The organism is Paraburkholderia sp. CI3 (genome assembly GCF_050436505.1).
GTDB classification, from domain to species: Bacteria; Pseudomonadota; Gammaproteobacteria; order Burkholderiales; family Burkholderiaceae; genus Paraburkholderia; species Paraburkholderia tuberum.
The window spans coordinates 185829-210263 of sequence record NZ_JBNDMI010000003.1; the positions used below are offsets into that span (position 1 = coordinate 185829).

Annotated in this window: 25 protein-coding genes and 2 pseudogenes; 15 read left to right on the forward strand and 12 right to left on the reverse strand. The window is 62.9% G+C overall.

The features are described 5' to 3' along the window. Nucleotides 1-83 precede the first annotated feature (83 nt). Complete coding sequence (locus OKW29_RS09715) at nt 84-446, forward strand: response regulator (protein WP_429290899.1); 363 nt, start codon at nt 84-86, stop codon at nt 444-446. 37 nt (nt 447-483) lie between these two features. Here the strand turns inward: OKW29_RS09715 and OKW29_RS09720 are convergent, their stop codons facing one another. Next, nucleotides 484-1410 (reverse strand): LysR family transcriptional regulator, encoded by a 927-nt coding sequence (locus OKW29_RS09720; RefSeq protein ID WP_429290900.1) that lies wholly within the window; start codon nt 1408-1410, stop codon nt 484-486. A 107-nt stretch (nt 1411-1517) separates the two neighbouring features. Between OKW29_RS09720 and OKW29_RS09725 the strand changes: the two genes are divergently transcribed. After that, entirely contained in the window at nt 1518-2393 is an 876-nt protein-coding gene (locus tag OKW29_RS09725; RefSeq protein WP_429290901.1) for an aldo/keto reductase family oxidoreductase, read from the forward strand. Here OKW29_RS09725 and OKW29_RS09730 read toward each other — a convergent pair whose 3' ends face one another. Further along, complete coding sequence (locus OKW29_RS09730) at nt 2394-3302, reverse strand: LysR family transcriptional regulator (protein ID WP_429290902.1); 909 nt, start codon at nt 3300-3302, stop codon at nt 2394-2396. 70 nt (nt 3303-3372) lie between these two features. Here OKW29_RS09730 and OKW29_RS09735 point away from each other — a divergent pair, with 70 nt between their 5' ends. Next, a complete protein-coding gene (locus OKW29_RS09735) occupies nt 3373-4197 on the forward strand; it encodes an NAD(P)H-dependent oxidoreductase (RefSeq protein WP_429290903.1) in 825 nt (274 codons plus the stop codon). Nucleotides 4198-4343: 146 nt separating this feature from the next. Next, on the forward strand, nt 4344-5204 hold the full coding sequence (locus tag OKW29_RS09740) for an alpha/beta hydrolase (protein WP_429290904.1): 861 nt from the start codon (nt 4344-4346) through the stop codon (nt 5202-5204). Nucleotides 5205-5223: 19 nt separating this feature from the next. Here the strand turns inward: OKW29_RS09740 and OKW29_RS09745 are convergent, their stop codons facing one another. Continuing rightward, complete coding sequence (locus tag OKW29_RS09745) at nt 5224-6516, reverse strand: aspartate carbamoyltransferase (protein ID WP_429290905.1); 1293 nt, start codon at nt 6514-6516, stop codon at nt 5224-5226. A 124-nt stretch (nt 6517-6640) separates the two neighbouring features. On the opposite strand from OKW29_RS09745, the pseudogene OKW29_RS09750 reads away from it, so the two are divergent. After that, nucleotides 6641-6985 (forward strand): annotated as a pseudogene (locus OKW29_RS09750) (dihydrodipicolinate synthase family protein); the annotation flags it as partial. Here the strand turns inward: OKW29_RS09750 and OKW29_RS09755 are convergent. Together OKW29_RS09755 and OKW29_RS09760 are read right to left on the reverse strand one after the other, a co-directional pair. Then, on the reverse strand, nt 6978-9062 hold the full coding sequence (locus OKW29_RS09755) for a putative bifunctional diguanylate cyclase/phosphodiesterase (protein WP_429290906.1): 2085 nt from the start codon (nt 9060-9062) through the stop codon (nt 6978-6980). The pseudogene OKW29_RS09750 and the gene OKW29_RS09755 overlap by 8 nt on opposite strands. Nucleotides 9063-9214: 152 nt before the next feature. Beyond that, nucleotides 9215-9670: a rhodanese-like domain-containing protein gene (locus OKW29_RS09760; RefSeq protein ID WP_429290907.1), complete on the reverse strand. Its 456-nt coding sequence runs from the start codon at nt 9668-9670 to the stop codon at nt 9215-9217. Between the two features lie 119 nt (nt 9671-9789). Here OKW29_RS09760 and ftrA point away from each other — a divergent pair, with 119 nt between their 5' ends. Further along, entirely contained in the window at nt 9790-10749 is a 960-nt protein-coding gene (gene ftrA, locus OKW29_RS09765; RefSeq protein ID WP_429290908.1) for a transcriptional regulator FtrA, read from the forward strand. Between the two features lie 28 nt (nt 10750-10777). Here the strand turns inward: ftrA and OKW29_RS09770 are convergent, their stop codons facing one another. Then, nucleotides 10778-11116 (reverse strand): hypothetical protein, encoded by a 339-nt coding sequence (locus OKW29_RS09770; protein WP_429290909.1) that lies wholly within the window; start codon nt 11114-11116, stop codon nt 10778-10780. A gap of 100 nt (nt 11117-11216) precedes the next feature. Here OKW29_RS09770 and OKW29_RS09775 point away from each other — a divergent pair, with 100 nt between their 5' ends. The 4 genes from OKW29_RS09775 (at nt 11217) to OKW29_RS09790 (ending at nt 14193) form a co-directional block, all read left to right on the forward strand. Beyond that, nucleotides 11217-12434, forward strand: coding sequence for a DUF2252 domain-containing protein (locus OKW29_RS09775; RefSeq protein ID WP_429290910.1), 1218 nt, complete (start codon nt 11217-11219; stop codon nt 12432-12434). A 550-nt stretch (nt 12435-12984) separates the two neighbouring features. Next, entirely contained in the window at nt 12985-13299 is a 315-nt protein-coding gene (locus tag OKW29_RS09780) for a hypothetical protein (protein WP_429290911.1), read from the forward strand. A gap of 80 nt (nt 13300-13379) precedes the next feature. Beyond that, on the forward strand, nt 13380-13718 hold the full coding sequence (locus OKW29_RS09785) for a M35 family metallo-endopeptidase (RefSeq protein ID WP_429292473.1): 339 nt from the start codon (nt 13380-13382) through the stop codon (nt 13716-13718). A gap of 1 nt (nt 13719) precedes the next feature. Then, nucleotides 13720-14193: a hypothetical protein gene (locus tag OKW29_RS09790; protein ID WP_429290912.1), complete on the forward strand. Its 474-nt coding sequence runs from the start codon at nt 13720-13722 to the stop codon at nt 14191-14193. Between the two features lie 392 nt (nt 14194-14585). On the opposite strand, the gene OKW29_RS09795 is transcribed toward OKW29_RS09790, so the two are convergent. The 5 genes from OKW29_RS09795 to OKW29_RS09815 form a co-directional block, all read right to left on the reverse strand. After that, entirely contained in the window at nt 14586-15044 is a 459-nt protein-coding gene (locus OKW29_RS09795) for an MEKHLA domain-containing protein (RefSeq protein WP_429290913.1), read from the reverse strand. 147 nt (nt 15045-15191) lie between these two features. After that, nucleotides 15192-16670: a DASS family sodium-coupled anion symporter gene (locus tag OKW29_RS09800; protein WP_429290914.1), complete on the reverse strand. Its 1479-nt coding sequence runs from the start codon at nt 16668-16670 to the stop codon at nt 15192-15194. Nucleotides 16671-16722: 52 nt separating this feature from the next. Then, nucleotides 16723-17670 carry a lactate/malate family dehydrogenase gene (locus OKW29_RS09805; protein ID WP_187630110.1) on the reverse strand — a complete coding sequence of 316 codons (948 nt, stop codon included), beginning with the start codon at nt 17668-17670 and terminating at the stop codon, nt 16723-16725. 104 nt (nt 17671-17774) lie between these two features. Next, on the reverse strand, nt 17775-18158 hold the full coding sequence (locus OKW29_RS09810; protein ID WP_429290915.1) for a nuclear transport factor 2 family protein: 384 nt from the start codon (nt 18156-18158) through the stop codon (nt 17775-17777). Nucleotides 18159-18338: 180 nt separating this feature from the next. Beyond that, on the reverse strand, nt 18339-19331 hold the full coding sequence (locus tag OKW29_RS09815) for a helix-turn-helix domain-containing protein (RefSeq protein ID WP_429290916.1): 993 nt from the start codon (nt 19329-19331) through the stop codon (nt 18339-18341). A 95-nt stretch (nt 19332-19426) separates the two neighbouring features. On the opposite strand from OKW29_RS09815, the gene OKW29_RS09820 reads away from it, so the two are divergent. Both OKW29_RS09820 and OKW29_RS09825 read left to right on the forward strand, forming a co-directional pair. Beyond that, complete coding sequence (locus OKW29_RS09820) at nt 19427-20671, forward strand: DUF1479 domain-containing protein (protein ID WP_429290917.1); 1245 nt, start codon at nt 19427-19429, stop codon at nt 20669-20671. An 82-nt stretch (nt 20672-20753) separates the two neighbouring features. Further along, on the forward strand, nt 20754-20909 hold the full coding sequence (locus OKW29_RS09825) for a hypothetical protein (RefSeq protein ID WP_184074006.1): 156 nt from the start codon (nt 20754-20756) through the stop codon (nt 20907-20909). A 59-nt stretch (nt 20910-20968) separates the two neighbouring features. On the opposite strand, the gene OKW29_RS09830 is transcribed toward OKW29_RS09825, so the two are convergent. Next, entirely contained in the window at nt 20969-21355 is a 387-nt protein-coding gene (locus tag OKW29_RS09830) for an ester cyclase (protein ID WP_429290918.1), read from the reverse strand. On the opposite strand from OKW29_RS09830, the gene OKW29_RS09835 reads away from it, so the two are divergent. From OKW29_RS09835 to OKW29_RS09845, 3 genes and pseudogenes are all read left to right on the forward strand, one after another. Then, entirely contained in the window at nt 21342-21608 is a 267-nt protein-coding gene (locus OKW29_RS09835) for a hypothetical protein (protein WP_429290919.1), read from the forward strand. The genes OKW29_RS09830 and OKW29_RS09835 overlap by 14 nt on opposite strands. A 67-nt stretch (nt 21609-21675) precedes the next feature. Next, nucleotides 21676-23094 carry a GH1 family beta-glucosidase gene (locus tag OKW29_RS09840; RefSeq protein ID WP_429290920.1) on the forward strand — a complete coding sequence of 473 codons (1419 nt, stop codon included), beginning with the start codon at nt 21676-21678 and terminating at the stop codon, nt 23092-23094. A gap of 94 nt (nt 23095-23188) precedes the next feature. Then, a pseudogene (locus OKW29_RS09845) lies at nt 23189-24428 on the forward strand (ABC transporter substrate-binding protein). Nucleotides 24429-24435 lie beyond the last annotated feature (7 nt).

Below are 24435 nucleotides of genomic sequence, written 5' to 3' on the forward strand. Positions count from 1 at the left end.
GTCATTATCCGCGCAATTGCCGTTCGTGGAACATCTCTTGCGAGACTCTGATCAGACAAGAAGGCAAATTTCGTCCGCAAAACATGATGTATTCGATATTGCTGGTCGACGACGAACCGGAAATTCTAGCCGCATGGCGGTTGATTCTGGAGAGCGCAGGGTATGAGGTGAGTTGCGCGAGCAACGGCGCCGAAGCACTCGCTTGTGTCGTCGCTCACGTTCCCGACCTGATTGTTACGGACTGGATGATGCCGGTTATGGACGGCGCGGAGTTATGCCGCCGTTTGAAATCGATGCCGCTATCCGTCAACGTACCGATTCTGGTCCATACCGCGGTGCAGCCTTCGGACAGCGATGCGCATTACTGCAGCGCATGTCTGCTGAAGCCGATCGGCGCGGATCTCTTTCTGACCACGATCGCGCAGCTCTGCGCGCAACGGTGCTGATATGGCACGCGTCGCCGCGATCACCGTCGTGATGACGTCAACGCCGTGCCACGTCATCGTCCGGGACGCCTGCCGAATCGGCCTTCAGGAAATCGACGAACGCGCGCAGCGGCGCGGGCACATGACGATGACCCGGATAGTAAAGAAAAGGCCCTGAAAAGCGCTGCCACCACGGTTCGAGAATCGCTTCGAGCGCACCGCTGTCCAGATGCGGGCGCAGCATGTCTTCGAACAGGTGAATGATGCCGAGGCCCGCGACCGCGCCGCTGACCGCGAGGTCGATCGCGGCGCCGGGCCGCACCAGCAGCGGTCCGGTGGGATTCAATTGCAGCAGCTCGCCGTCGCGCTCGAAGTACCAGGTCGGCATCGCGCCGCTGGCGAATTGCCCGCGCAGGCAGGCATGCGCGAGCAATTCGCCGGGATGTTGCGGACGGCCGTGCGCGTCGAGGTACGCGGGCGATGCGGCGGTCGCGAAGCGCTGCACGCGCGCGCCGATCGGCACCGCGATCATGTCCTGCTCGAGGCGTTCATCGTAGCGAATGCCCGCATCGCACCCGATCGATAGCACATCGACGAAACCATCCTCGACCACCACTTCGACGCGAATATCCGGGTACTGCTTCAGAAAGCGCGCAAGCACGTCGGGCAGTACGATGCGCGCGACGCTCGACGGCACGTTGAGCTTCAATGTGCCGGTCGGCTTGTCGCGAAAGCCGTTCAGCACGTCGAGCGCCGCTTCCATTTCGCCGAACAGCGGCGTCAGCTTCTCGATCAGACGCAGCCCGGCTTCGGTCGGCGCGACGCTGCGCGTGGTGCGGTTCAGGAGCCGCAGCCCGAGTTTCGTTTCGAGGCGCCGCACCGCGACGCTCAGACTCGACGCCGACACGCCGCTCACGCGCGCCGCGTCGCGAAAGCCGCCGGCGCGGGCGACGGAAACGAAGGCGGCCAGATCATTCAGTTCCATGACGATTGATTGTGCAGAATTTTGAACAACCCGTACACGTTAGACCGCTTTATTCAACAACGCAATTGCGGCGATACTGCCGCTCATCACTTCACAAGGAGATCGTCATGCCGAACTTCAGCTTCATCGACACTTTCGCACTAGCCGGCCGCCCGGTGCGGCGCATGGGCTATGGCGCGATGCAGCTGGCCGGCCCCGGCGTGTTCGGGCCGCCGAAAGACCGCGACGCGGCGCTCGCGGTGCTGCGTGAGGCGGTCGCGTCGGGCGTCGATCACATCGATACCAGCGATTTTTACGGGCCGCACGTGACCAATCAGTTGATCCGCGAGGCGCTCCACCCGTATCCACGCGATCTGACGATCGTGACGAAGGTGGGCGCGGTGCGCGACGGCGCCGGCGCCTGGCTGCCGGCGCAGGAGCCCGCCGACCTCGAGCGCGCGGTGCATGACAATCTGCGCAACCTCGGGCTCGACGCGCTCGACGTGGTCAACATGCGCGTGATGGGCAACGTGCACGAGCCGAGTGAGGGCTCGATCGAAAAGCAGGTCACGGCGCTCGCCGAGCTGCAGCAGCGCGGGCTCGTGCGTCATGTCGGCCTGAGCAACGTGACGGCCGCCCAGATTGCCGAGGCCCAGCGCATCACGAAGGTCGTGTGCGTGCAGAATCACTACAACCTCGTGCATCGCGACGACGACGCGCTGATCGATGCGCTCGCGGAGCAGGGCATCGCCTACGTGCCGTTTTTCCCGCTGGGTGGCTTCACGCCGATTCAATCGTCCGAGCTGTCGGAGCTTGCGCGCAAGCTCGAGGCGACGCCGATGCAGGTCGCGCTTGCCTGGCTATTGCATCGGGCACCTAACATTCTGCTGATTCCGGGCACGTCTTCGGTGACTCATCTGCGTGAAAACCTGCAGTCGGCGCAGTTGAAGCTCAGCGACGAGGTGCTCGATCAGCTGGATGCGATCGGCGCTGAAAAGGGCTGATTACACCGATGCCGCGATGAACTCCCGCAACCATTGATGCGCGGGATCGCGATGCACCCGCTCGTGCCATAGCATCGCCATCTCGTAGCCCGGCACCTCGACGGGCGGCTCGACCATCCGCAGCGCGTCCGTGCCGCGCACGAGACGCGCGGGCAGCATCCCCACGAGATCCGTGCTCGCGAGCACCGACTGCATGAACAGAAAGTGCGGCACCGACAGCACGACCTTGCGCGCGAGACCCACCTTCGCGAGCGTCTCGTCGGTGACGCCGAAAAAGCCGCCGCCATCGGGCGACACGATCACGTGTTCGAGCTTGCAGAACTGCGCGAGGGTGGGCCGGCGCTTCAGCTTCGGATGACCCGCGCGGCCGACCAGCACGTAGCGCTCGGCAAACAGCACGCGACGGCGCAAGCCTTCGGGCGCGCCTTCGCTCGTATGAAAGCCGATATCGATATCGCCCTGTTCGGCCTGGCGAGCGAGCCGCGGCGGCACCGCCTCGACGATCGCGAGACGCGTGCCGGGCGCCGCCGCGCGCAAGCCCGCGAGCATCGGCAGGATGATCGTCGACTCCGCGTAGTCCGTTGCGGCGATGCGCCAGGTTTGCGTCGCCGCGGCCGGATCGAATGGACGGGTTGGCGCGACCGCGCGCTGCAGTGCGTCGAGCGCTTCGCGCAACGGCTCGCGCAGTGCCTGCGCTTTCGCGGTGGGCCGCATGCCGCGCGGTCCCGGCAACAGCAGCGGATCGCCGAATACGTCGCGCAGTTTCGCCAGATGCACGCTGACCGACGGCTGAGAGAAGTTCAGCCGTTCGGCGGCGCGGGTGACGTTGTGCTCTTCGAGCAGCACGTCGAGCGTGACCAGCAGGTTCAGGTCGAGTCTTCTGAGATTAACCACGGCAATACCTGACATATTGGGAATTCATTTCCAATATACCTCGGCGATGCCTATCGTGACTGTTTTCAGCCACGAAGGTCCCATCATGAACGTTCTCATCATCTATGCGCATCCCGAACCGAAATCGTTGAACGGTTCGCTGAAGGACTTCAGTGTCCGCCATCTCGAACGCGCCGGCCATACGGTGCAGGTGTCCGATCTGTACGCGATGAACTGGAAAGCGTCGCTAGACGCACGCGACACCAGCGAGCGTCACAGCGGCGAGCGCTTCTTCGCGTCGCTCGAATCGAAGCATGCGTTCGAGAACGGTTTGCAGAGCGAGGACATCGCGCGTGAGCAGGACAAGCTGAAGTGGGCCGATGCGGTGATCCTGCAGTTTCCGCTGTGGTGGTTCTCGATGCCGGCGATCATGAAGGGCTGGGTGGAGCGTGTCTATGCGTACGGTCTCGCGTATGGTGTCGGCGAGCATTCCGATGTGCGGTGGGGCGAGCGTTATGGCGAGGGCCGTTTCGCGGGCAAGCGCGCGATGCTGATCGTCACGACGGGCGGCTGGGAGTCGCACTACAGCGCACGCGGCATCAACGGTCCGATCGACGACGTGCTGTTCCCGATCCAGCACGGTGTGCTGTATTACCCCGGCTTCGAAGTATTGCCGCCGTTCGTCGTCTATCGCACGAGCCGCGTCGACGAGGCGAAGTATGCCGAGGTCAGCGAGGCGCTCGGGCGACGGCTCGACACGCTGTGGACGGCTGCGCCGATCGCGTTCCTGCCGCAGAACGGCGGCGCGTATGAGATTCCGGCGCTCACATTGCGGGACGATCGGGCGCCGGGGCGGGTGGGGTTTGCCGCGCACGTCGAAGATGCGGGCGCAGAGACGGCAACCGAAGCCGATGAAGCGACCGAAGCTTGACTGGATCGTATGTTTCGCTGAAATTTGGTTGTAAGTCGCCATTGCTACAGTCGTTCGCGGACATAGGCCGAGGCATGCTGGGGCGCTCTTCTTCGGATGCCTGACGAACGTAAGCAGCCGGAAGCAACCGCAAGGGGCGACTCACCATGAATCCAGTCCATACGTTCTGGCTCATTCTGATGCTGATCGCATCGCCGGCGTGGGCGTTCCAGTCGCGCGTCGTCACGATTCCGAGCGCGGCGATGCATCGTACGTTCGACGCAACCGTCGTGCTGCCCGATCGATACGCGCGTGGCAACCAGGCCGCGCGCTTTCCGGTCGTCTACGTGCTACATGGCTCGGGCGGCGATTACACGGACTGGACCGCGAATTCGCATATCGGCAAGCTCGCCGACCGCTATCACGTGATCCTCGTGATGCCCGACGGCGGCCGCGACAGCTGGTACATCGATAGCCCCGTCGATCCGCGCAGCCGCTACGAAACCTACGTGGGTACGGAAGTGGTGGCCTATATCGACAGCCATTTCCGCACGATCGCGACGAAGCAGGCGCGCGCTATCACGGGCTTGAGCATGGGCGGCTTCGGCGCGCTACGCATCGCGCTCGACCGGCCCGACGCGTTCGGCGCGGCGGGCAGCATCAGCGGTGCGGTGGACCCGCGCGGCAGCGAGGACGAGCCCGGCATCGAGCGGGTGTTCGGCGACCCGATGCAATATGCGGACTTCTGGAACAGCAAGGCGATCGTCGCGAGTGCGGAGGATTTCGGCCGCGACCATATCGCGCTGACGATCGATTGCGGCGTGAACGACTCGCTCGTGCAGTCGAACCGGCTGCTGCACGAGCGGCTCGTCGAACTCGGCGTGCCGCACGATTACGCCGAGCGGCCCGGCGGCCATACGTGGAAGTACTGGTCGAACGCGGTCAAATATCAGGTGCTGTTCTTTGCTGGCGCGTTCAGGCAGGCCGCGCGCGAAATGCGTGACGCGCGCGCCGCGGCCGCGGCCTGACGGCGGACGGCTAGCCGCGTCAATCGATTCCGTGAAACACCGCGTCGTCAGGTCCCAGGCAGACCGGCGGGCGCCACGCGGCATCGCGCATCGAATGCTGGACCTGTTTGTCGACGCCGAGCAGCACCGCGAAAATCGCCATCCGCACCGGAATGCCGTTGTCGGTCTGCCGGAAAATCGCGAGCCGCGAATCGTGATTGAGGTCGGTGCTCAAATCGTTCGCGCCGGGCCGGCTGTCGCGCGGCAGTGGGTGCATGATCAGTGTTTCGGCGCCGCACACGCTATCGACGAGCGCCTGGTTGATCTGGAAGTCGGGCGTGTAGCCTTCGAACGATTCGTCCGTGAAGCGCTCCTTCTGGATGCGCGTCGCGTATACGACGTCGGCGCCGCGCAAGCCAGTGCGCAGGTCGTGCGTCTGTTCGATCACGTGAGCGTTGCGCGAAATCTGCTCGATGATATAGCCCGGCAATTCGAGCATCGGCGGCGAAATCAGCGTGAACTTGATGCCGCGATAGAGCGCCAGCAGCTTCACGAGCGAATGCACGGTACGTCCGTACTTGAGGTCGCCGACCAGCGCGATGTGCGCGCCGTCGACGATCTTGCCGAGCCGCGAGAACTCGCGCTGGATCGTGTAGAGATCGAGCAGCGCCTGGCTCGGATGCTCGCCGGGACCGTCGCCGCCGTTGATCACCGGCACGTTGGTCGCGCGCGCGAATTCGGCCACCGAGCCTTGCTCCGGGTGGCGGATCACCAGCGCGTCGACATAGCCGCTCATCACCCGGCTCGTGTCGTAGATCGATTCTCCCTTCGCCATCGACGAAAACGTGAAGCCGGTCGTGTCGCACACCGAGCCACCGAGCCGGCAGAACGCCGCGCCGAAGCTCACACGGGTACGCGTGCTCGCCTCGAAGAACAGATTGCCGAGCACCGCGCCTTCGAGCACGCGCGAGATTTTGCGGCGCCGGGCGATCGGCTGCATGATGTCGGCGACGCGAAAGAGCGCCTCGACCGAGTCGCGCGAAAACTGATCGACCGACAGCAGCTGCGGCTTGCCCTCGAACAGAATCTGGCTTGCGAGCGATTGCGAGTCTACGCTTTGCGTATATCCTTCGCCCGGCTCCGTGTTCGCGACGATCTCCGAGACGAAACGCTCGACGATTTCCGGCATCGCCCGCGATTCCTGCGAGTCGTCCGGCAGCAGCCACGTATCCAGCGCCCGGCGCGACACGCCGATGCGGTTAGCGAACGTATCGCGCGTCATGTTCAGGCGACGCATCGCATCGCGTAGGAAGGCTTGTTGCGGAACGCTCATGAGGGCACCTGTCGCAAAAGTGGGGTCGGCGGGAGTAAGGCAGCAAAACGCGTTGATGTACGCGGTGCGTATATTAGTTTCCGGCGCGTAGAAGTCAAGCGTTTTCCTCCGGGAACTGGTTCGTCGGCCCTCGCAGGACGGCATCGTCGCGCATTTCAGCGCGCTCGCGGACGCGAGCGTGCATCCAGTCGTGCTCTACGATATTCCGCAACGCACCGGCGTGCGGCCCGAGCGTTTCGTCGCGCTTTATCGCGCGTTGACGCAGGGGAAGCTCGACGAAGGACGACGCATTTTTCACGCGCTCGTGCCGCAGATCCAGCTCGCGTTCGCGGAACCGAATCCCGCGCCGGTGAAGGCGCTGCTCGCGGCGAGGGGATGGGTGCGCAACGAATTGCGTTTGCCGATGACGCGTGCGAGCGAGGCGTTGACCGAACGGCTCGCGGCGTTGGGGGAGACGCTGCTCAGATAGAGACTCCGCTTGCGGCCATCGTTCTGCCGCGGAGCATTGCGCCGAAGGCGTCGGCGTCGATCGGCTTGCCGAGCAGGTAGCCCTGCACTTCGTCGCACATCATCGAGCACAGCTTGTCGAGCTGCGATTGGGTTTCGACGCCCTCGGCGACCACGTCCATTTCGAGCGAGTGCGCGAGCGCGATGATCGCCGACACGATTGCGCTGCCCGCGGCGCCGTTCGCGTCGAGACCGTTGATGAAGAAGCGATCGATCTTCAGCTGCTTCACCTGGAAGCGCTGCAGATACGCGAGGCTCGAATAGCCGGTGCCGAAGTCGTCGATCGAGATGTCGAAGCCGCTCGCCTGAAACGCGCGGATTACTTCGACGGTGCGCGCGGCATCCTGCATCGCTACGGTCTCGGTGATCTCGAACATGATCTGCTCGCACGCGACGTCCTCGCTCCTGACGATGTCGAGGATCGTCTCGACGAGGTCCGGTTGCAACAGCTGACGCGGCGACAGGTTGATCGCCACCTTCATCGCCGGCAGGCCCTGTTCGATCCAGCCGCGAATGCGCCGGCAGGTTTCGCGCACGACCCAGTAGCCGATCTGCACGATCTGCCCGGAGCGCTCGGCGACCGGGATGAACTCGGCCGGCATCAGCGCGCCCATCTCCGGATCGTGCAGGCGGATCAGCGCCTCGGCGCCCGCGAGCGCGTCGCCGCCGCGCTGAAACTTCGGCTGGAACAGCAGCGAGAAACGATCATTCGCGAAGGCGTCGTGCAGCACTTGCTGGATCCGCAGCGTGCGCGTGGCGGCCTCGTTCATGCTGCGCTCGAAGAAGCGGTAGGTGCCGCGGCCGGCGCGCTTCGCTTCGTACATCGCGGCGTCCGCGTGCTGGAGCAGCGTCTCGACGCTGTCGCCATCGCGCGGATAAAGCGCAATGCCGATGCTCGGCATCACCTGCAGCGGTTGTTCGTCGCTCCACGTGCCCTGGCGCATCCGGTGAAGCACGCCGTCGGCGAGCGCGGCCGCGTCGTCGCCGCACGTAAGGTGTTCCGTGAGCACGACGAACTCGTCGCCGCCGAGCCGCGCGACGGTGTCGCTCGAACGCACGCATTGCTGCAGGCGTTGCGCGAATGCGGACAGCACCGCGTCGCCAGCCGAGTGACCGAGAGAATCGTTGATCGTCTTGAAGCCGTCGAGATCCATGAACAGCACCGCGAACGACGTACGCTGGCGACGCGCGCCGCTGATCGCGCGTTCGATCCGCTCGGTCAGCGTCGCGCGGTTCGGCAGCCCCGTCAGTGCGTCGAGCGTCGCGAGCCGCACGATCTGGCCGTTCAGCCGCGACACCGCGCCGAGCAGGAAGGTGGTGCGCACGTCGAAGCGCGACAGCATCAGCGTGACGATCAGCACCGCGAACGTGAGCAGGATCACCGAGGTGGCGAGCCATCGCGCGTTCATGTCGTTGGCCGCGCCGCAGATCGCGCCCGGCGCGAAGTCGGCGGCGGCCATGCCGGTGTAGTGCATGCCGCTGATCGCGACGCCCATCACCAGCGCCGCGGCGAGACGTTTGCGCGCGATATGGCGCTCGTGTTCGTTGCTGAGCGCGCGCGCCATCCACAGCGCGGCGCTCGACGCACCGATCGCGATCGCGATCGAGGCCGCGAACCATGCCGGCTGGTAGTGGATCGCGGGCGCCATGCGCAGCGCCGCCATCCCGGTGTAATGCATGCCGGCGATAGCGATCCCCATCGCCACGCCGCCCATCAGCAGCCGGACCGGCGTCAGGCGCTGCTGGGTCGTCAGCGAGAGCGCCAGATACGAAGCGCCGATCGCGAGGGCCAGCGAGCAGGCGGTCGTCGCCAGGTCATACCCGAGCGGGATAGGCAGCGAGAACGCGAGCATCGCGACGAAGTGCATCGACCAGATGCCGACACCGAGCGCGAACGCGCCGCCGAGCCGCCATGCGTGCCGCCGGCGCGTCGAGCCGAGCAGGAAGATGCGGCCCGTCAGATCGAGCGCGGTGTACGACGCGAGGGTCGCGACCGCGAACGAAATCGCGACGAGCCAGAAATTATATGAACTCTGCATATTGGGTCCGCCGGGAGGAGTCCGGCTGGACATCTTATCGGCACTTTTCGAACTTTTGTTCAACTTATTTGCGATTTGCGAACAGGGGGCAAAACCGGCGCGCGGACGGCGGCGGATGCCGCGCTGGAACGCGTGTCGGATTGCGAGTCACGCTATGCATCCGAGCGTAGATCGGACGGCGGATCGGCGTCCTCGCGGCTCAGCGGGAAGCCTTCGTCCAGCCAGCCGGTGACGCCGCCCGCCATCAGCTTGACGGGCCGGCCCAACTGGGCGAGCCGCAGTGCGCCGCGCGCCGCGCCGTTGCAGTGCGGCCCCGCGCAGTAGGTGACGAACAGCGTGTCCGGCGCATAAGCCGCGAGCTTCGACGTGACGATCTTGCCGTGCGGCAGATTCAGCGCGCCCGGCACGTGGCCCTGCGCGAACAGCGCGGGACTGCGCACGTCGAGCAGCACGAAGCCGGGCGCGCCGCTCGCGAGCGCGGCGTGGACGTCGGTGCAATCGGTTTCGAAGCGCAGCGACGCCTGGAAGTGCGCGAGCGCGGCGGCGCTGTCGGCGGCGGGGATCGCGGTGACGGCGTTCGGGACGGTGGTGAGGTTGTCGTGAGTCATGGCAGCAGGGGTGAGTTGATTGGGTGGTGGGGCGCGCGCGTTTCAGGCACGGTCGATTGTGATGAGCGGCGGGTCGCCCGGTAAGTGGCGTGATCGTCAATCTTCGGTAACATTGCGCCATGCACAATCATCTCGTCGTCGCGCTGGCCTACGACCGGCTTTGCACCTTCGAATTCGGCTGCGTGACCGAACTGTTCGCGCTCGAGCGTCCCGAACTCGGCGTGCCGTGGTATCGCTTCGCGGTCTGTGCGAGCGAGCCCGGGCCGATCCGCGCGGCGGGCGGCATCACGCTGGCCGCGCCCTACACGCTGAAGCTGCTCGCGAGCGCCGACACGATCGTGATTCCGGGTTGGCGCGATGCCGACGAGGTGCCGCCGGCCGCGCTGCTGCGCAAGCTTCGCGCGGCTTACGGGCGCGGCGCGCGGCTCTGCTCGATCTGCTCGGGCGTGTTCGTGCTCGCGGCGGCTGGCGTGCTCGACGGCAAGACCGTGACGACCCACTGGCGCTACGCGGACAAGTTGCAGCAGCGCTATCCGCAACTGCGTGTGCAGCCCGACGCGCTGTATGTCGATGAAGGGCAGGTGATCACGTCGGCGGGATCGGCGGCCGGGCTCGACATGCTGCTGCATCTGGTGCGGCGCGATCATGGCGGCGCGGTCGCGAATCGCGTCGCGCAACGGCTCGTGGTGCCGCCGCATCGCGAGGGTGGCCAGGCGCAGTTCGTGCCGCGCCCGATGCCGCCCGACGAAAGCGGACGTATCGCGAAGCTGATGGACTGGGTGCGCAGCCATGCGGCCGAGCCGCATACGCTGCGCTCGCTCGCCGGGCGCGCGGCGATGAGCCCGCGCACGCTGCAACGGCAGTTCCGCGACGCGACCGGCATGGCGCCTTATGAATGGCTCGTCAGGGAGCGCGTCGCGCTTGCGCGTGAGTTGCTCGAAGCCGCGACGCCGCTGCCGATGGCGCGCGTCGCCGAGCTGGCGGGGTTCGGGTCGGAGGAGTCGTTGCGGCGGCATTTTCGCCGGATCGCGTTGACGAGTCCAGGGGCGTATCGGCGCAGGTTCGGTGGAGAGGGGTGAGTGGGGCCGGGCGATGCAATCACCTTGCTCACCGCGGCGACGACCTGACCAGGCGAGCGAGCGCCGATGGCTGGCTATCGCGTAGCGCGTCCGGCTCATCACGAAGGCGAGTATGGCGACGGAGGTCGCTGGAAAAGCCCAGTCGAGCAGATCGTAAGCACAATGGATGCGACACATTGATGACGTTGGACATGTATTCGAACCAACATAGCGCGTTCGTCAGCAACAGGAGCGCGGTCGCGTTGAACGCCAACAACGACGCATAGAACTCGAAGTTCGAGCCTGTCGAGCGCGCCCACTGGCGATACCCGTAGGCAAGCAGCCCACCGATCGCCACTGCCGCGACAAGCAACGACAGCCACGTCACTGCATCCGGGTTGAACGCGCATTGAATTCGCGGCACGTCCCGAGGTCACAGCAGCAGGCACGGAGCTCACGTCGAGCTTGCCCATTCAACGGAACCCGCTATGTCCGATATCGCAAAGATCATCGCCAACTTCAACGCCGGGCGGGACCCCGAACGACTCGCGATGAAATACAAAGCCATGCGCGGCTCGCCGTTCGTGTTTCTGCGCGGCACCTGCCATCTGTTCTATGCGCGTCTGCCGCCCGCGAACGTACTCGACGACGCGCCGCACGTGTGGATCTGCGGCGACATGCACCTCGAAAATTTCGGCAGCTACAAGGGCGACAATCGCCTCGTCTACTTCGACAACAACGACTTCGACGAAGCCTGTCTCGCGCCGGTTCCGTACGAGCTCGTGCGTCTGTTGACGAGCGTGCTGGTCGGCGCGGCCAACCTGAAGCTGAGCCGCGCTGAAGCGCTCGCGCTGTGCCACACCGCGCTCGATGCCTACGGCGCCGCGCTCGCGTACGGCAAGTCGCGCTGGATCGAAGCGGAGACCGCGACCGGCATGGTGCGCGATCTGTTCGTCGCGCTCGCGAGCCGCACGCGCGCCGCGCATCTGGACCGTCGCACGGTGCTCAAGGGCAAAACGCGCATGCTGAAGGTCGACGGCAAGAAAGCGCTGCCCGTCAGCGATGAACGGCGTGCCGCGGTCGCGCAGTTCATGCAGCAGTTCGCGGTGACGGAGCCGAATCCCGAGTTCTACCGCACGCTCGATGTCGCGCGCCGCATTGCGGGGACGGGCAGCCTCGGTGTCGATCGCTATGTGATTCTGGTCGAGGGCAAGGGCTCGCCCGATGGCAACTACCTGATCGATTTGAAAGAGGCGCTGCCGTCATCGGTGAGTGCGCACGTGACGGCGACGCAGCCGAAGTGGCAGACCGAGGCGCAGCGTGTCGTCGAAGTGCAGCGGCGCAATCAGGCGGTCTCGCAGGCCTTTTTGCACGCGGTGGAATTCAACCAGCGCTCCTATGTGTTGCGGAGTTTGCAGCCATCGGAAGATCGCGTCGCGCTTGCCGACTGGGACGGCAAGCTGCCGCGGCTCGAGGCAGTGATCAACAGCATGGCCGAGTTGAGCGCGTGGGCGCATCTGCGCAGCGGAGGGCGGCAGAAGTCGGCGATCGCAGACGATCTGATCGCGTTTGGCAGTCGGCGCGATTGGCAACTGCCGTTGATCGATCTTGCGACGCAGTGTGAGGCGCAGGTCGCGGCGGACTGGAAGGCTTATTGCGAAGCTTATGATCGGGGAACCTTCGAGACTGGCGGTTTCCAGGGATGATCGGCGGGGGATTGAAGACGGCGGTAAGTAGAGGGTGACTCGATCTCCGGAACCGAAACCATCACCACACTGAAGTGTTCGTAGCCATCGAGTTCTCCGATAAGCCATTGCTGTGATAGGGCCCGGCCGGTCGAACTCCGAACGAGCGTTCCGAGCTTTCGACGGCGCACGGTCGGATTCCTGTCGACCACCGAAGGTGCATTGAAGATCGGCTCCGTCGCTTTTCAGATCGACTCATTTCGACGAGTTGGGCGGCAGAGTTCCGGTGGCGACATCGTGTGAATAGTGCGGCGATGCCCACGTTCGATGCATCCCGAGACTCGGCGCCAATCATTCATATATGCCCAGCATTTTCCACCCGAGCGGGCCAACAACCAGCCATGCAACCATGTAAAAGAGACTCATCCGAAAGATGAGCTTAAAAATGAGATGCCCAAGTTCATCGTGAATTTTTGTCAAAAAGTTTTAATCTAAAATTAATGTCGTTGACCGAGACGCTGTTTAGATGGTTAATTCGTCGGGTGTTTTCTGGAAAATCAGATGAGGTCAAATGGGACAGCAGAAACAGGATGAAACCGGCGGCAAGGAAGAGTGCCAGCTTTGCCGTATCACCTATTCAATCTACACAAACTTCCCGCCAATGCCGTTCGCCATGGCGCTGAACGCCGAAACCGGCGAATGGTTTCCGTTCGATAGGCTGAAGTCGTATTCAAACGGTTACGACATGGCCGAAGCCCTGGGTTACGCATGGGCGTGCGATTGTCGCGAGCGTGCCCCCAAACGGTTCAATGAGCAGTTCGAGTTAAGAGACTACACTGGCAAGCGACAGGCGGGGGTGCGTTACCGGATATCCACAATCGATTGAGTTTCGGCCTGCCCAGGCTGGCAACCGCGATGCAGCAGCTAAAACCCGAGAAGATCATTCGTTGGGACGAACAGAAGGGCATGCAGATTTCGTGTGCAATAGCTCCCGATAGAGGGGGCAACGATGCGGCAGTATGCAAGCCGGATTCGGCACGTAGAATAATCGCAATCTATCCACATTTTTGTACCCTTCCTGATGTTGATGTTTCGACAAATTGCAAGTTGAAGGTCTTGATTCATGAATGTACGCACTATGTCGATACATTCGATTCAGACGATGTAGTTTATGGTTTTGGACCTGGTATTGGTTATTGGGCGCAAACTGATCCAGAGGGGGCATGCAGGAATGCAGACAATTTCGCGTGCTATATTGCCCATTTTGATACCCTCAGTGAATTTTCCGAAAAGAAGATTTGGTAATATGGTCAAAAAATTTATTTTATCCGTTTTTTTTGTATTCTCTTTTGCTGTATCGCAGCAATTGATGGCTTGTACGATATCAGAAGATTTGACCGAAAGCGTTCCACTGAACTACCAAGGAATTCCAAACGCCTACCGTCTAAAAATGATGAGCATGGTATTGAATGCCCGGCAATGGCCCAATGTTGAGATTCAAGCCCAAATCGTCGCAAACGCTTACGTTGGGGAAGCCAATGCTAAAGAACTGGCAGAGTCGCGGGGTAAGCTGCTAAAAGAATTTTTGATTGAACTTGGTATAAAGCCGCAATATATATATGTTGACTCTCATCTGGAGAAATTGCCTTATCCAAAAGATAGCACTGGGCGCAGTGGATATCTACAGCTTAGCGTGGGTCTCATGCCGTTATGCAAGGGTGGCTGCCAGCGACTGTGCGACGATCCGCGCGTGACGCCGACAAGCAAGGCAATCAAGTAGGCCTCTGCTGACACCTAAAGGCAGTCCTTCGGCAGAGCCGCAATCTTGCTCATTCGCCCCTACTGCTGGGACTTGCTGTGAACGATGAACAGTTCGACCATGATGACGATGACGTTAGGCCAACGGTTAGCGTCGGCAACCGTGTCAGCGATCGTCTCCTCGGATGCGGGGCGGTGGCGATTCGGCCAGTACGGATGTAAGTGGACCGGCAGCATCTGCACAGGCAAAAGCGTTAGCCGCCACCTCGAGCCCCATCGCGGACGCCGGATCGGCCACGTCCACGATCACAAAACTTCAGCGCTATCAGATCGATCCCACAAAGGTCTTCGTCGCGAGTATCTCGTCTCGTGGTTTCGCGGCAGTAGGCTCACGCATCAACCGTTGGCATGAGATCAGATGTCGCGCGTCCGCGGGATGACAACGGCCTGGCCGTGCAGTTTGCCGTCCGCGTCGCGAAGTTGCCACAGCGTGGCTTCCTCGATCATGAAGCGCTGGCCGGACTTAGTGACACGCACGCCCTTGTAGCCCGCCTCGTAGCCCAGCCGCTGGACGCGTGCCAGGAATTGCTGCCGCTCCTCGCGGTTAGGGGCCTCGGCTGAGAGTCGGGACGGCAGTCGGGTGATTTCATCCCAGCTGTATCCAAAGCGGCGCTGTGCGGCCTTGTTGCCGTAAATAAAGAGCGGGTCGGGATCGGTGTTGTGCGCGAGTACCGCGAATGGGGCACTCTCGTAGAGCCATTCGGTTCCTTCGTCCACGGGCATGGCCTGCGGCACCAGCGGACGACCAAGCCGCTGGGCGTAGCTGTCGGCAAGGAGCTGATAGAAAGCTGGATTGCGGTGGAGCGGAATCATCTGAGACGTCTGGACGGAGATCGTGGACCTATGCAAGGGCGTAGGCGCTCACGATACAGCATCTGCAAGCGAAGTTTCGCGGCCTTATGTTATCCAATCAGACTCGATCTGGAACGTTGCGCTCCATCTTGCTCCGGCGCGAATCTCTCATACGTGCCCCAGCACCTTCCACCAAAGCGGCCCAACGACCAGCCAGGCCACCATGTAAAACAGGCTCATCAAAAATCCCGCCTTCCACCATTCGCCCTGGGTCACGTAGCCCGCGCCGAACATGACGGGACCGGAGCCGATGCCATATTGCGTCAGGCAGCCGTTCACATTGCTCAGAATCCCGAGCGAGACTGCGGCGACGAAGGGCGGGACGCCGGCGGCGACCATCAGTGCCATGGAGAGCGGAAACAGCGCGCTGATATGCGCGGTGGCGCTGGCGAAAAAGTAGTGAATGTAAACGTAGATCGCCGCCACCATCATATAGACCGCCAGCATCGGAAAGCCCGCGAGATGCGCGCCGAATTCCTTGCCGAACCAGCTCACCATGCCATATTCGTTGAGCTTGGAGGCCAGCATGATGAGCAGGCCGATCCAGATCATCGTGTCCCAGGCGGACTTCTCGTTCAGCGCGTCCTGCCAGGTCAGCACGCCGCTGATGAACAGCAACGAAACGCCGATCGCCGCCGCGAGCGTCGCGCCGACGCCGAGATCGTCGCCGAACACCCATAGCACCAGCAAGCCGACGAAGATGCACGCCATGATGATTTCTTTGACCGAGATGGGCCCCATCGTCGTGAGCTCTCGTTGCGCGAGGTCGGTGGCATCGGGGGTGCGTCTGACCTGCGGCGGGGCGATCCACAGCATGGCGATCGGAATCACGGCGAGGCACAGCAGACCGGGGATCGACGCCGCCACCGCCCAGTCGAGCCAACTGATCGACACGCCCTGGTCCGCGGCCAGCCTGACCGCCAGCGGATTGCCCGCCATTGCCGTGATGAACATGCCCGCCGTGATGATGTTCGCGTGGAAGGCGCAGAGAATCAGGTAGCGTCCCACCTTCACGCGTGATTCCGGATCGTCGGCGTGACTGCCCAGCACTTCGGAGATGGCTCGCGTGATCGGCAACATCACGCCGCCCGCGCGCGCGGTGATGCTCGGCATCGCGGGGGAGATCACGAGTTCGGTCAACACGAGCCCGTAGCCGAGCCCCGTCGTTCGCTTTCCCAGCAATCGCATGAACAGAAGCGCGATCCGGCGGCCAAGGCCGGTCTTGATCACGCCGCGTGAAATGAAAAACGCGAGCATCACGAGCCATACGAGGTCGGTGCCGGTGGATTTGGTGACGTCGGCAAACGACAGAACGCCGACGAGCACGCCAATGGTCGAGCCGATGATGGCAACCACCGACATCGGCAGCGGGGCGGTCATGATGCCGGCAATGGTCGCGACGAACACGGCGAACATATGCCACGCCTTCGGCTGGAGGCCGGCGGGCGCGGGCACAAACCACAGCGCGACGCCGACCGCGATCGGTACCAGATATTTCCAGACGCCGGCCGGCAGTCCGACCGAGGGCTTCGGCGTGGCGGGAGGCGAGCTGGTGGGCCGTGAAACCTTGGCAGGTGTAGGAGCCATGATGGACCTCGTACCGGCGTGGTTGGGTATTTTCGGAGTGCGCGGGAAGGCGTCACCGCTCGTGGAGCACGCTTTCCGTCGCGTCCTTGACGATGCGCGCGCTACCTAGCAAGGTCTCGCGCTCGATAGGGTCGAGTTCCGGATAGGCGATCAACCGCGCGCCCGCGCCATTGACGACCATTGGCAGCGACACGCACACGTCCGGTACGCCTTCCACTTCGGGCTGGACGATGCCAACCGTGAGAATCAGATCGGTGTCGTGCACGATGGCCTCGCAGATCCTTCCTATCGCGCTGGCGATGCCGTAATGGGTGGCGCCTTTGCCTTCCTTGATGAGCTTCGCCGCCTCGTGGACGGAGCGCAGGATCAGATCCCTGCTGGCGGGGCCCAACTCCTTGCCGTTGCGCGTCAGGAAGGTTTCGAGGGGCATGCCGCAGACCGTTGCGGCGGACCACTGGATCACGGCCGATTCGCCGTGCTCGCCGAGCACATAGGCGTGAATCGCGGAGGCCACCACGCCGAGCCGCTCGGACAGCAGGGAGCGCAGCCGCCCGGTATCGAGCGAGGTTCCCGTGCTGATGACGCGCTCGCGCTCGCAACGCAATTGGTCGTAAACGGCGCCGGTCAGCACGTCGCATGGGTTGGTCGCGATCAGATAGATGGCGTCGGGCGCGAGCGGCGCGATCCGCCCGACGATTTCGGTCGCGATGTCCGCATTGGTTCTGGCAAGGTGCAGGCGAGTCTCGCCGGGTTTGACGCCGGCGCCGGCCGTGATCACGACGATGTCGGCGTCACGCGCGTCTTCGTAGTCCCCTGCGCGAAAACGGCTGTGCCCCCAGAATGCCGCGGCGTGGGCGAGATCGAGAACCTGTCCCTCAGCGCGCACCCGCGCGACATCGATCATGACGACTTTCGCACTCGGAATGGCCAATGCCACGAGCAGGGCTGCCGATCCTCCGACCAGCCCCGCGCCGACGATAACGATCTTGGCCTGCCGCATAGCGAACCTCGTCAAGTTCGGGCTTCAGCCCCCTCGAAGCATAGTCGCATGCGCGCGTTTGTCATCAATCGGACCTTGGTCCTACACGGCCGCCGCGCGTTTTTTCACGCGGTCCGCTCAACCCATTGACTCCGCCAATCCGGTGCCTCGAACGGATCAGCAAAATACTGCGTCTCGTGGACGACCTTGCCTTCGCGGAACTCCATCACGCTGACCGTGTAAGCGATGCGCCCCTGATAGTTGATCGTGTACTCGGTGATCCACAGATTGCCCTCGCCTTGAATTCGCCTGATCGCGAAACCCGATGGCTTGCCGGGATGATGGCCGCGCAGAGCCTGCAAATTGGTTCGTCCATGAATTCTCTCGCCTGATTGGGGATAGTCGCAGATCGCATCGTCGGCGTAGATAGCGTGTTCGGCGTCGAGATCGCCGTCCGCCGAGGCTCGCCAGTGTGCGTTCAAGGCTTCACGTATCGCTTCTTCGTTCATGGAGTGCCTCCAGAGCCGGGTGTTGCAGTCGACCAGCCGCGCGTTGCCGTCGCGTTGAAATTTCGCCGCCAGCGCATAGTCTGCGCCATAAAATCCCTGGCCCCACCCTTGCTGCAAGTACTCCCCCGGACGTGCAAAAAATGTCTGGCGCCTGCAGGGATTGCTCGCCGAGTAGTCCGGTCATTTGGACTGCCGGCTTGCACGTGCGTGCCGAGACATCCGCTTGCCGTCTCCTTTGTTGCGAAGTCTCCGCAGAGAAGGCGAGCGCTCGGTGAGCATTGGCGACATCTGTTGCTCCGCCCGCCGCGCGCCCGCGAACTGCTGCCTGAATTCAACCGGTGTCATGTCCTTGGCGGCTTTGAATTGCCGGTTGAAATTCGCGACGTTCGCGAATCCGGAGCGCGACGCAATGACGGAAATCGGCGCTTGCGTATCGGTCAACATCCGGCATGCGTGGCCGATTCGTACGCGCGTCACGTAGCGCCCGACGCTCTCGCCAAGATGCTGCATGAAATGCCGCGTCAACGAGCGCTCGGAAAGCCCCGACGCCTTGGCCAGCGCGGAAAGCCGAAGCGGGTACGCGAACTGTGTTTCGATCAACGCGAGCACGCGATTGATCTGATCGGATTCGTGGCCAGTCGGCGTGCCGGTTCGCGCGTCGAATGCGCTTGGGGACGCGAGCGGCGTGGCGGGGAGCGCCGACAGCAGATCCAGTACATCGAGCGCCGCCTGCAAGCGTTCGCGCGGTTTGTCGGACAGCAGGCGGTCGAGGTGTTCGCGCATGCGTGTGCCGGCACCGTCTTCGAACGCGAGGCCGCAGGCCGCTCTGCGCAACAGGTCGCAGAGTCCGTTGTATTCGGGGCAGACATCGGCGAGTCGCCGCACCCACGCGCCGTCGAACCATACGACGATCGCGACCTGCGGGTGCGCCGCGTCGATCGAACGGTTCGAGGCCCAAGTGTGCGGCAGATTCGGGGGCACCAGCACCAGATCGTCCGCGCCGTAGGTCGCGACGGAGTCTCCGATGTACCGCTTGCCCTGACTGTTCATCGTCAGCGTCAGCTCGTACTCGGGATGGTGGTGCCATTCGAAAGGGATGCGGGGCAGCCGGCGGTGGTAAACCCTGACCGAACAGTCCCGGCCAAAATCCACATGTTCAAAAGCGGCTTTCATGTCCGAAATCGTCAAATCTTTGACCGGATAGTATCACGCAGGCGGCGATCGTTCGCGTACGCTTCAAGCATCGGAAATCACATGGAGACGATGCAATGGCCTTGCAAATCGACGACCTGCCGGCAGCCATCCGTCAAGCGAAGCGCCAACTGCGCGCGATGCTGCCGAACTACCGCGACGTGTTCGCCGACGTCGAAGCGGCGATGACGAAGGAGGCGGAGCGAATCGCGACGCTGCGTGAGCGCGGCGAGCCGGTCATTCCGGAAATCCAGTTCGCCGACATCGTGGCGAACCGGGTCACCGACGAGCAGATCGCGCTCGTCAAAGCTCGCGGCGCCTGTGTGATCCGCAAGGTGTTCGACCGGTCGCTCGTCGAGCAATGGGATCAGGACATCGCCGACTACGTCGAGCGCAACGACCTCGACGCAAAGCTGCAGAATCGCGCGGAAGACAAGTACTTTGGGCAGCTCGCCTCGAGCAAGCCGCAAATCTACGGTGTGTACTGGTCGAAACCGCAGGTGCTCGCGCGGCAATCGACCGAGCTCACGCAGGCCCGCGTGTTCCTGAACCGGCTGTGGCGCACCGAAAGCGAAGGGCGCGTGCATTTCGATCCGAACCATGTGCCGGTGTATGCGGACCGCCTGCGCCGTCGGCCGCCCGGATCGGAATCGCTCGGGTTGTCGGTGCATTGCGACGGCGGTTCGGTGGAGCGCTGGATCGAGCCGAACTTCCGCAAGGTCTATCGCCATGTGTTCTCGGGCCACTGGCGCGACTACGATCCGTTCGACGCCGCGTGGCGAACCGAAGTCGAGGAGATCGCATCGCCGGCCGTCTGCTCGATGTTCCGCACGTTTCAAGGCTGGACCGCCCTGACGCCGCAGGGTCCCGGCGACGGCACGCTGCAGTTGGTGCCAATGGCGAACTCGATGGTCTACATCCTGTTGCGCGCGCTGCAGGATGATGTCGCCGAAGACGATCTGTGCGGAGCGCTGCCGGGGCGCGCGCTGTCGATCAAGTCCGGATATCACGCGCCGCTGTTTCATGCGCTGTCGTCGATTCCGCTGATGCAGGCGGGCGACACCGTGTTCTGGCATAGCGACGTCATTCACGCGGTCGAGGACGCGCATCGCGGCAACGGCTATAGCAACGTGATGTATATCGCTTCGCTGCCGGGCTGCGCGAAGAACGATGCGTATCTGAAGCGGCAACTGCCGGGCTTTCTCGAAGGCAGGAGCCCGCCGGATTTTCCGGCCGATCATTTCGAAGTCGATTTCGTCGGCCGCGCGACGCCAGACGATCTCACCGAGCTTGGCCGTGCGCAAATGGGCTTCGATTTGTGACCGGAAAGGGCATGGCCGCGTCTGGATCGGGAGCGGAACTTGCTGCCGCTTCAGCATGGCAACGACCTAAGGAGGACCGGCCATGGCAACCACACCGAACAAGGACGAAAACCCGATCCGCCCGGATCAGTCCGACGTCGTGCAGACGGATCTGCCCGACGTCGGTCCCTCGCAGGACCCGGATGAGCCGCCGCTCGATCCCGACGTCGACCCCGATCGCGAGGACGACGAGCCATAGACGAGCGCATTCGCCCGATAAAAAGAATCGAAGTGAAATGCGGGCGTGTCCCTGAGCCGCTACAACTGACTCTCGATCGCGGCTTTATCGATGACCGACCAGACTTGCTGGATCTTGCCGTCACCAAACTCGTAGAAGACGTTCTCGGAAAACTCCACCCGTTTTCCTTGCACGGGAAGCCCAAGTAACAAGCCGATGGGTGTGCAGTCAAAATGCAATCGGCTTGCGATATGTGGCGGCTCGCAAACCAGCATCTGAATCTCGAAGTGCAGGTCGGGAATTTCGCGGAAGTCTCTTTCCAGCATCTCGCGACAGCCGGACAAACCGATTCGTTGGCCGTTGTACTTCACGTCTTCGCCAACGAAGTCTCGCAGCTTTGACCAGTCCTGCGTGTTCAGGCAGGCGATATAGCCGCGGTAGAGTTCCGACAGATTGAATTCGCTCATCGCAATCGTCTTCCATGCTTCAGTGGATAAGCCGATTGTCGGCGATCCGAGACTTTGCGTTGCACGGCTGCCAGGGATTTTCGTCGGAAGCCGCAACTATCCGTTGCAGTCGGACAACCTCGATGCGCGCCGCATCACCCTCGCACGCACGCCAGAAACCCCTCCAGACAAACCCGGATTGCTGCGCCAATTTCCCCGCTGCTATCGTTCGCTGGACGGTGTGGAAGCGCTTCCACTTAAGCGTTCACAGTAAGTCCGAACGCGAGCGCCTCGAGCTCCACCACTCCCGGTTCAACGACCTCATTGGCAGGAGAGAATCCGTGGTAAACGACGCATCCGCATTCATCGACGCCGCCCGTCCAGCCGCTCACGGCGACCCGCATTCCGATCCATTCACACCGCCCGCCGATTCGTCGCTGTGGCGCCAGGATTTCCTGCTCGGCGCGGCCACCGCGTCGTATCAGATCGAAGGCGCGGTCAACGAAGACGGCCGCCTGCCGTCGATCTGGGACACGTTCTCGGCCACACCGGGCAAGGTGTTGGCCGGCGACACCGGCGCCGTCGCGTGCGATCACTATCATCGCTGGGAACAGGACGTCAACCTGCTCGCGGGCCTCGGCCTCGAAGCGTATCGGCTGTCGACCGCATGGCCGCGTGTGATGGACGAAAACGGCACGCCGAACCGCAAGGGGCTCGACTTCTACAAGCGCCTGCTCGGACGGCTCAAAGAGAAGAGCATCACGACTTTCGTCACGCTTTATCACTGGGATCTGCCTCAGCATCTCGAGGATCGCGGCGGCTGGCTCAATCGCGAAACCGCGTACCGTTTCGTCGATTACGCGGATCTGATGAGCCGCGAGCTGCACGGGCTCGTCGATGCGTGGGCGACGCTCAACGAGCCGTGGTGTTCGGCGTACCTCGGCTACGGCAACGGCCATCACGCGCCGGGACTCTCGAACCTGCGTTTCGCCGCGCAGGCCATGCATCATCTGCTGCTCGCGCACGGTCTCGCGATTCCGGTGCTGCGCGCGAACGATCCGCGCTCGCACAAGGGCATCGTCGCGAATGTCGGGCGCGGCACGCCGAATAGCGACAGCGCCGCCGACCGTCGCGCGGCCGAGCTGTTCGAAGTTCAGCACAACGCGTGGATTCTCGATCCGCTGTTCAAGGGCGAGTATCCGCAAGATCTGTTCGAGTTGTGGCCTGGCAGCGAGCCGCTCGTGCTCGAAGGCGACATGCAGACGATCAATACGCCGCTCGATTTTCTCGGCATCAACTATTATTTCCGCACCAACGTGGCGAGCGATGGTGGGCACGGTTTCAAGGAGGTGCCGCTCGAGGGTGTCGAGCGCACGCAGATGGGCTGGGAGGTTTACCCTGACGGTCTTCGCGATCTGTTGACCGGTTTCAGGGATACCTATGCCAATCTGCCGCCGATCTACATCACCGAGAACGGCATGGCATCGGACGACAAGGTGATCGACGGCCGCGTCGAGGACACGCAGCGCATCTCGTTCCTGAAGCGCCATCTCGCCGCGGTCGATCAGGCGATCAAGGCGGGCGTCGACGTGCGCGGCTATTTCCTGTGGTCGCTGATGGACAACTTCGAGTGGGCTTTCGGCTATGAGCGGCGCTTCGGCATCGTGCACGTCGACTACCAAACGCAGAAGCGTACGGTCAAGCGCAGCGCGGAGCTGGTGTCGAAATTCCTGGAAGATCGCAACGCGCAAGCGCAATAAACACAATTAAAACGACGCAGCAACGATGTAAAACCGGGTGGAGCTGATTGGTATTTCGACTTGACACACGGGCACTGAGCCTGGAGGAGACGGAATGAACAGCAACAGAATGGTCTTGCGAGGCGTAGTTGCGGCACTGGCGCTGTATGGCGTCGTCGCGCATGCGGAACCGCTCAAGGCTAACGTGATTCACTGGTGGACCTCGGGCGGCGAGTCGGCCGCGATTCGGCAGTTTGCCGTCGCGTACGACAAGGCCGGTGGCCAATGGGTCGACAACGCAGTCGCCGGCGGAGATCAGGCGCGCGCCACCGCGATCAACCGGATCGTCGGCGGTGATCCACCCACCGCCGCCCAGTTCAATACGTCGAAGCAGTTTCACGATCTGATCGACCAGGGACTCCTGAATAACGTCGACGACGTCGCCGCGAAAGAAAACTGGAACGGTATTTTCCCGCAGTCGATTCTCGACAGTATCCGCGTGAAGGGCCATTTCTACGCGGCGCCGGTCGACATTCATATGCCCGCGTGGTTCTTCTACTCGAAGCCGGTGTTCCAGAAAGCGGGCATCGCGAGCGAGCCCCAAAAACTACGACGAATTCATCGCCGATCTCGGCAAGCTGAAGAGCGCGGGCGTGATTCCGCTCGCGTTCGGCGGCCAGCCGTGGCAGGAGAAGATCACGTTCGACGCGGTGCTCGCCGATGTGGGCGGCCCGGACCTGTATATGAAGGTCTATCGCGATCACGATCAGAACGCGGTGAACTCCGATGCGTTCAAGAAGGTGCTCGTGTCGTTCAAGCGGCTGCACGATTTCGTCGATCCGGGCTCGCCTGGCCGCAACTGGAACGACGCGACCGCGCTCGTGACTTCGGGCAAGGCCGGCGTTCAGATCATGGGCGACTGGGCGAAGGGCGAGTTCGTCGCGGCGAATCAAACGGCGGGCAAGGACTTCGGCTGCTTCCCGGGCTTCGGTCCGCGTTCGCCGTATCTGGTCGCGGGCGACGTCTTCGTGTTTCCGAAGACCGACAGCGCGTCGGCGATCAAGGCGCAGAATCTGCTCGCCACGGTGATGACCTCGCCGTCCGCGCAGGTCGCGTTCAGCGCGAAGAAGGGCTCGATTCCGATCCGGTCTGACGTCGACACAAGCAGCCTCGACATCTGCGCCAAGGAGGGCATCGCGATCATGAAGGACAAGTCGCGCCAGTTGCCGAATCCGGAAATGCTGCTGTCGCCCGATACGCAGGGTGCGCTGACTGACGTCGTGACGAACTTCTGGAACAAGAACGAGTCCGTCGACGACGCGCAGAAAGCGTTCGCCAGCGCGTTGAAGGGCTAGGCCTCGC

Coding starts and splice junctions, on each gene's coding strand:
- OKW29_RS09715 (WP_429290899.1), top strand. CDS start 84: ATGATGTATTCGATATTGCTGGTCGACGACGAACCGGAAATTCTAGCC.
- OKW29_RS09720 (WP_429290900.1), bottom strand. CDS start 1,410: ATGGAACTGAATGATCTGGCCGCCTTCGTTTCCGTCGCCCGCGCCGGC.
- OKW29_RS09725 (WP_429290901.1), top strand. CDS start 1,518: ATGCCGAACTTCAGCTTCATCGACACTTTCGCACTAGCCGGCCGCCCG.
- OKW29_RS09730 (WP_429290902.1), bottom strand. CDS start 3,302: ATGTCAGGTATTGCCGTGGTTAATCTCAGAAGACTCGACCTGAACCTG.
- OKW29_RS09735 (WP_429290903.1), top strand. CDS start 3,373: ATGAACGTTCTCATCATCTATGCGCATCCCGAACCGAAATCGTTGAAC.
- OKW29_RS09740 (WP_429290904.1), top strand. CDS start 4,344: ATGAATCCAGTCCATACGTTCTGGCTCATTCTGATGCTGATCGCATCG.
- OKW29_RS09745 (WP_429290905.1), bottom strand. CDS start 6,516: ATGAGCGTTCCGCAACAAGCCTTCCTACGCGATGCGATGCGTCGCCTG.
- OKW29_RS09755 (WP_429290906.1), bottom strand. CDS start 9,062: ATGCAGAGTTCATATAATTTCTGGCTCGTCGCGATTTCGTTCGCGGTC.
- OKW29_RS09760 (WP_429290907.1), bottom strand. CDS start 9,670: ATGACTCACGACAACCTCACCACCGTCCCGAACGCCGTCACCGCGATC.
- ftrA (WP_429290908.1), top strand. CDS start 9,790: ATGCACAATCATCTCGTCGTCGCGCTGGCCTACGACCGGCTTTGCACC.
- OKW29_RS09775 (WP_429290910.1), top strand. CDS start 11,217: ATGTCCGATATCGCAAAGATCATCGCCAACTTCAACGCCGGGCGGGAC.
- OKW29_RS09780 (WP_429290911.1), top strand. CDS start 12,985: ATGGGACAGCAGAAACAGGATGAAACCGGCGGCAAGGAAGAGTGCCAG.
- OKW29_RS09785 (WP_429292473.1), top strand. CDS start 13,380: ATGCAGATTTCGTGTGCAATAGCTCCCGATAGAGGGGGCAACGATGCG.
- OKW29_RS09790 (WP_429290912.1), top strand. CDS start 13,720: ATGGTCAAAAAATTTATTTTATCCGTTTTTTTTGTATTCTCTTTTGCT.
- OKW29_RS09795 (WP_429290913.1), bottom strand. CDS start 15,044: ATGATTCCGCTCCACCGCAATCCAGCTTTCTATCAGCTCCTTGCCGAC.
- OKW29_RS09800 (WP_429290914.1), bottom strand. CDS start 16,670: ATGGCTCCTACACCTGCCAAGGTTTCACGGCCCACCAGCTCGCCTCCC.
- OKW29_RS09805 (WP_187630110.1), bottom strand. CDS start 17,670: ATGCGGCAGGCCAAGATCGTTATCGTCGGCGCGGGGCTGGTCGGAGGA.
- OKW29_RS09810 (WP_429290915.1), bottom strand. CDS start 18,158: ATGAACGAAGAAGCGATACGTGAAGCCTTGAACGCACACTGGCGAGCC.
- OKW29_RS09815 (WP_429290916.1), bottom strand. CDS start 19,331: ATGAAAGCCGCTTTTGAACATGTGGATTTTGGCCGGGACTGTTCGGTC.
- OKW29_RS09820 (WP_429290917.1), top strand. CDS start 19,427: ATGGCCTTGCAAATCGACGACCTGCCGGCAGCCATCCGTCAAGCGAAG.
- OKW29_RS09825 (WP_184074006.1), top strand. CDS start 20,754: ATGGCAACCACACCGAACAAGGACGAAAACCCGATCCGCCCGGATCAG.
- OKW29_RS09830 (WP_429290918.1), bottom strand. CDS start 21,355: ATGAGCGAATTCAATCTGTCGGAACTCTACCGCGGCTATATCGCCTGC.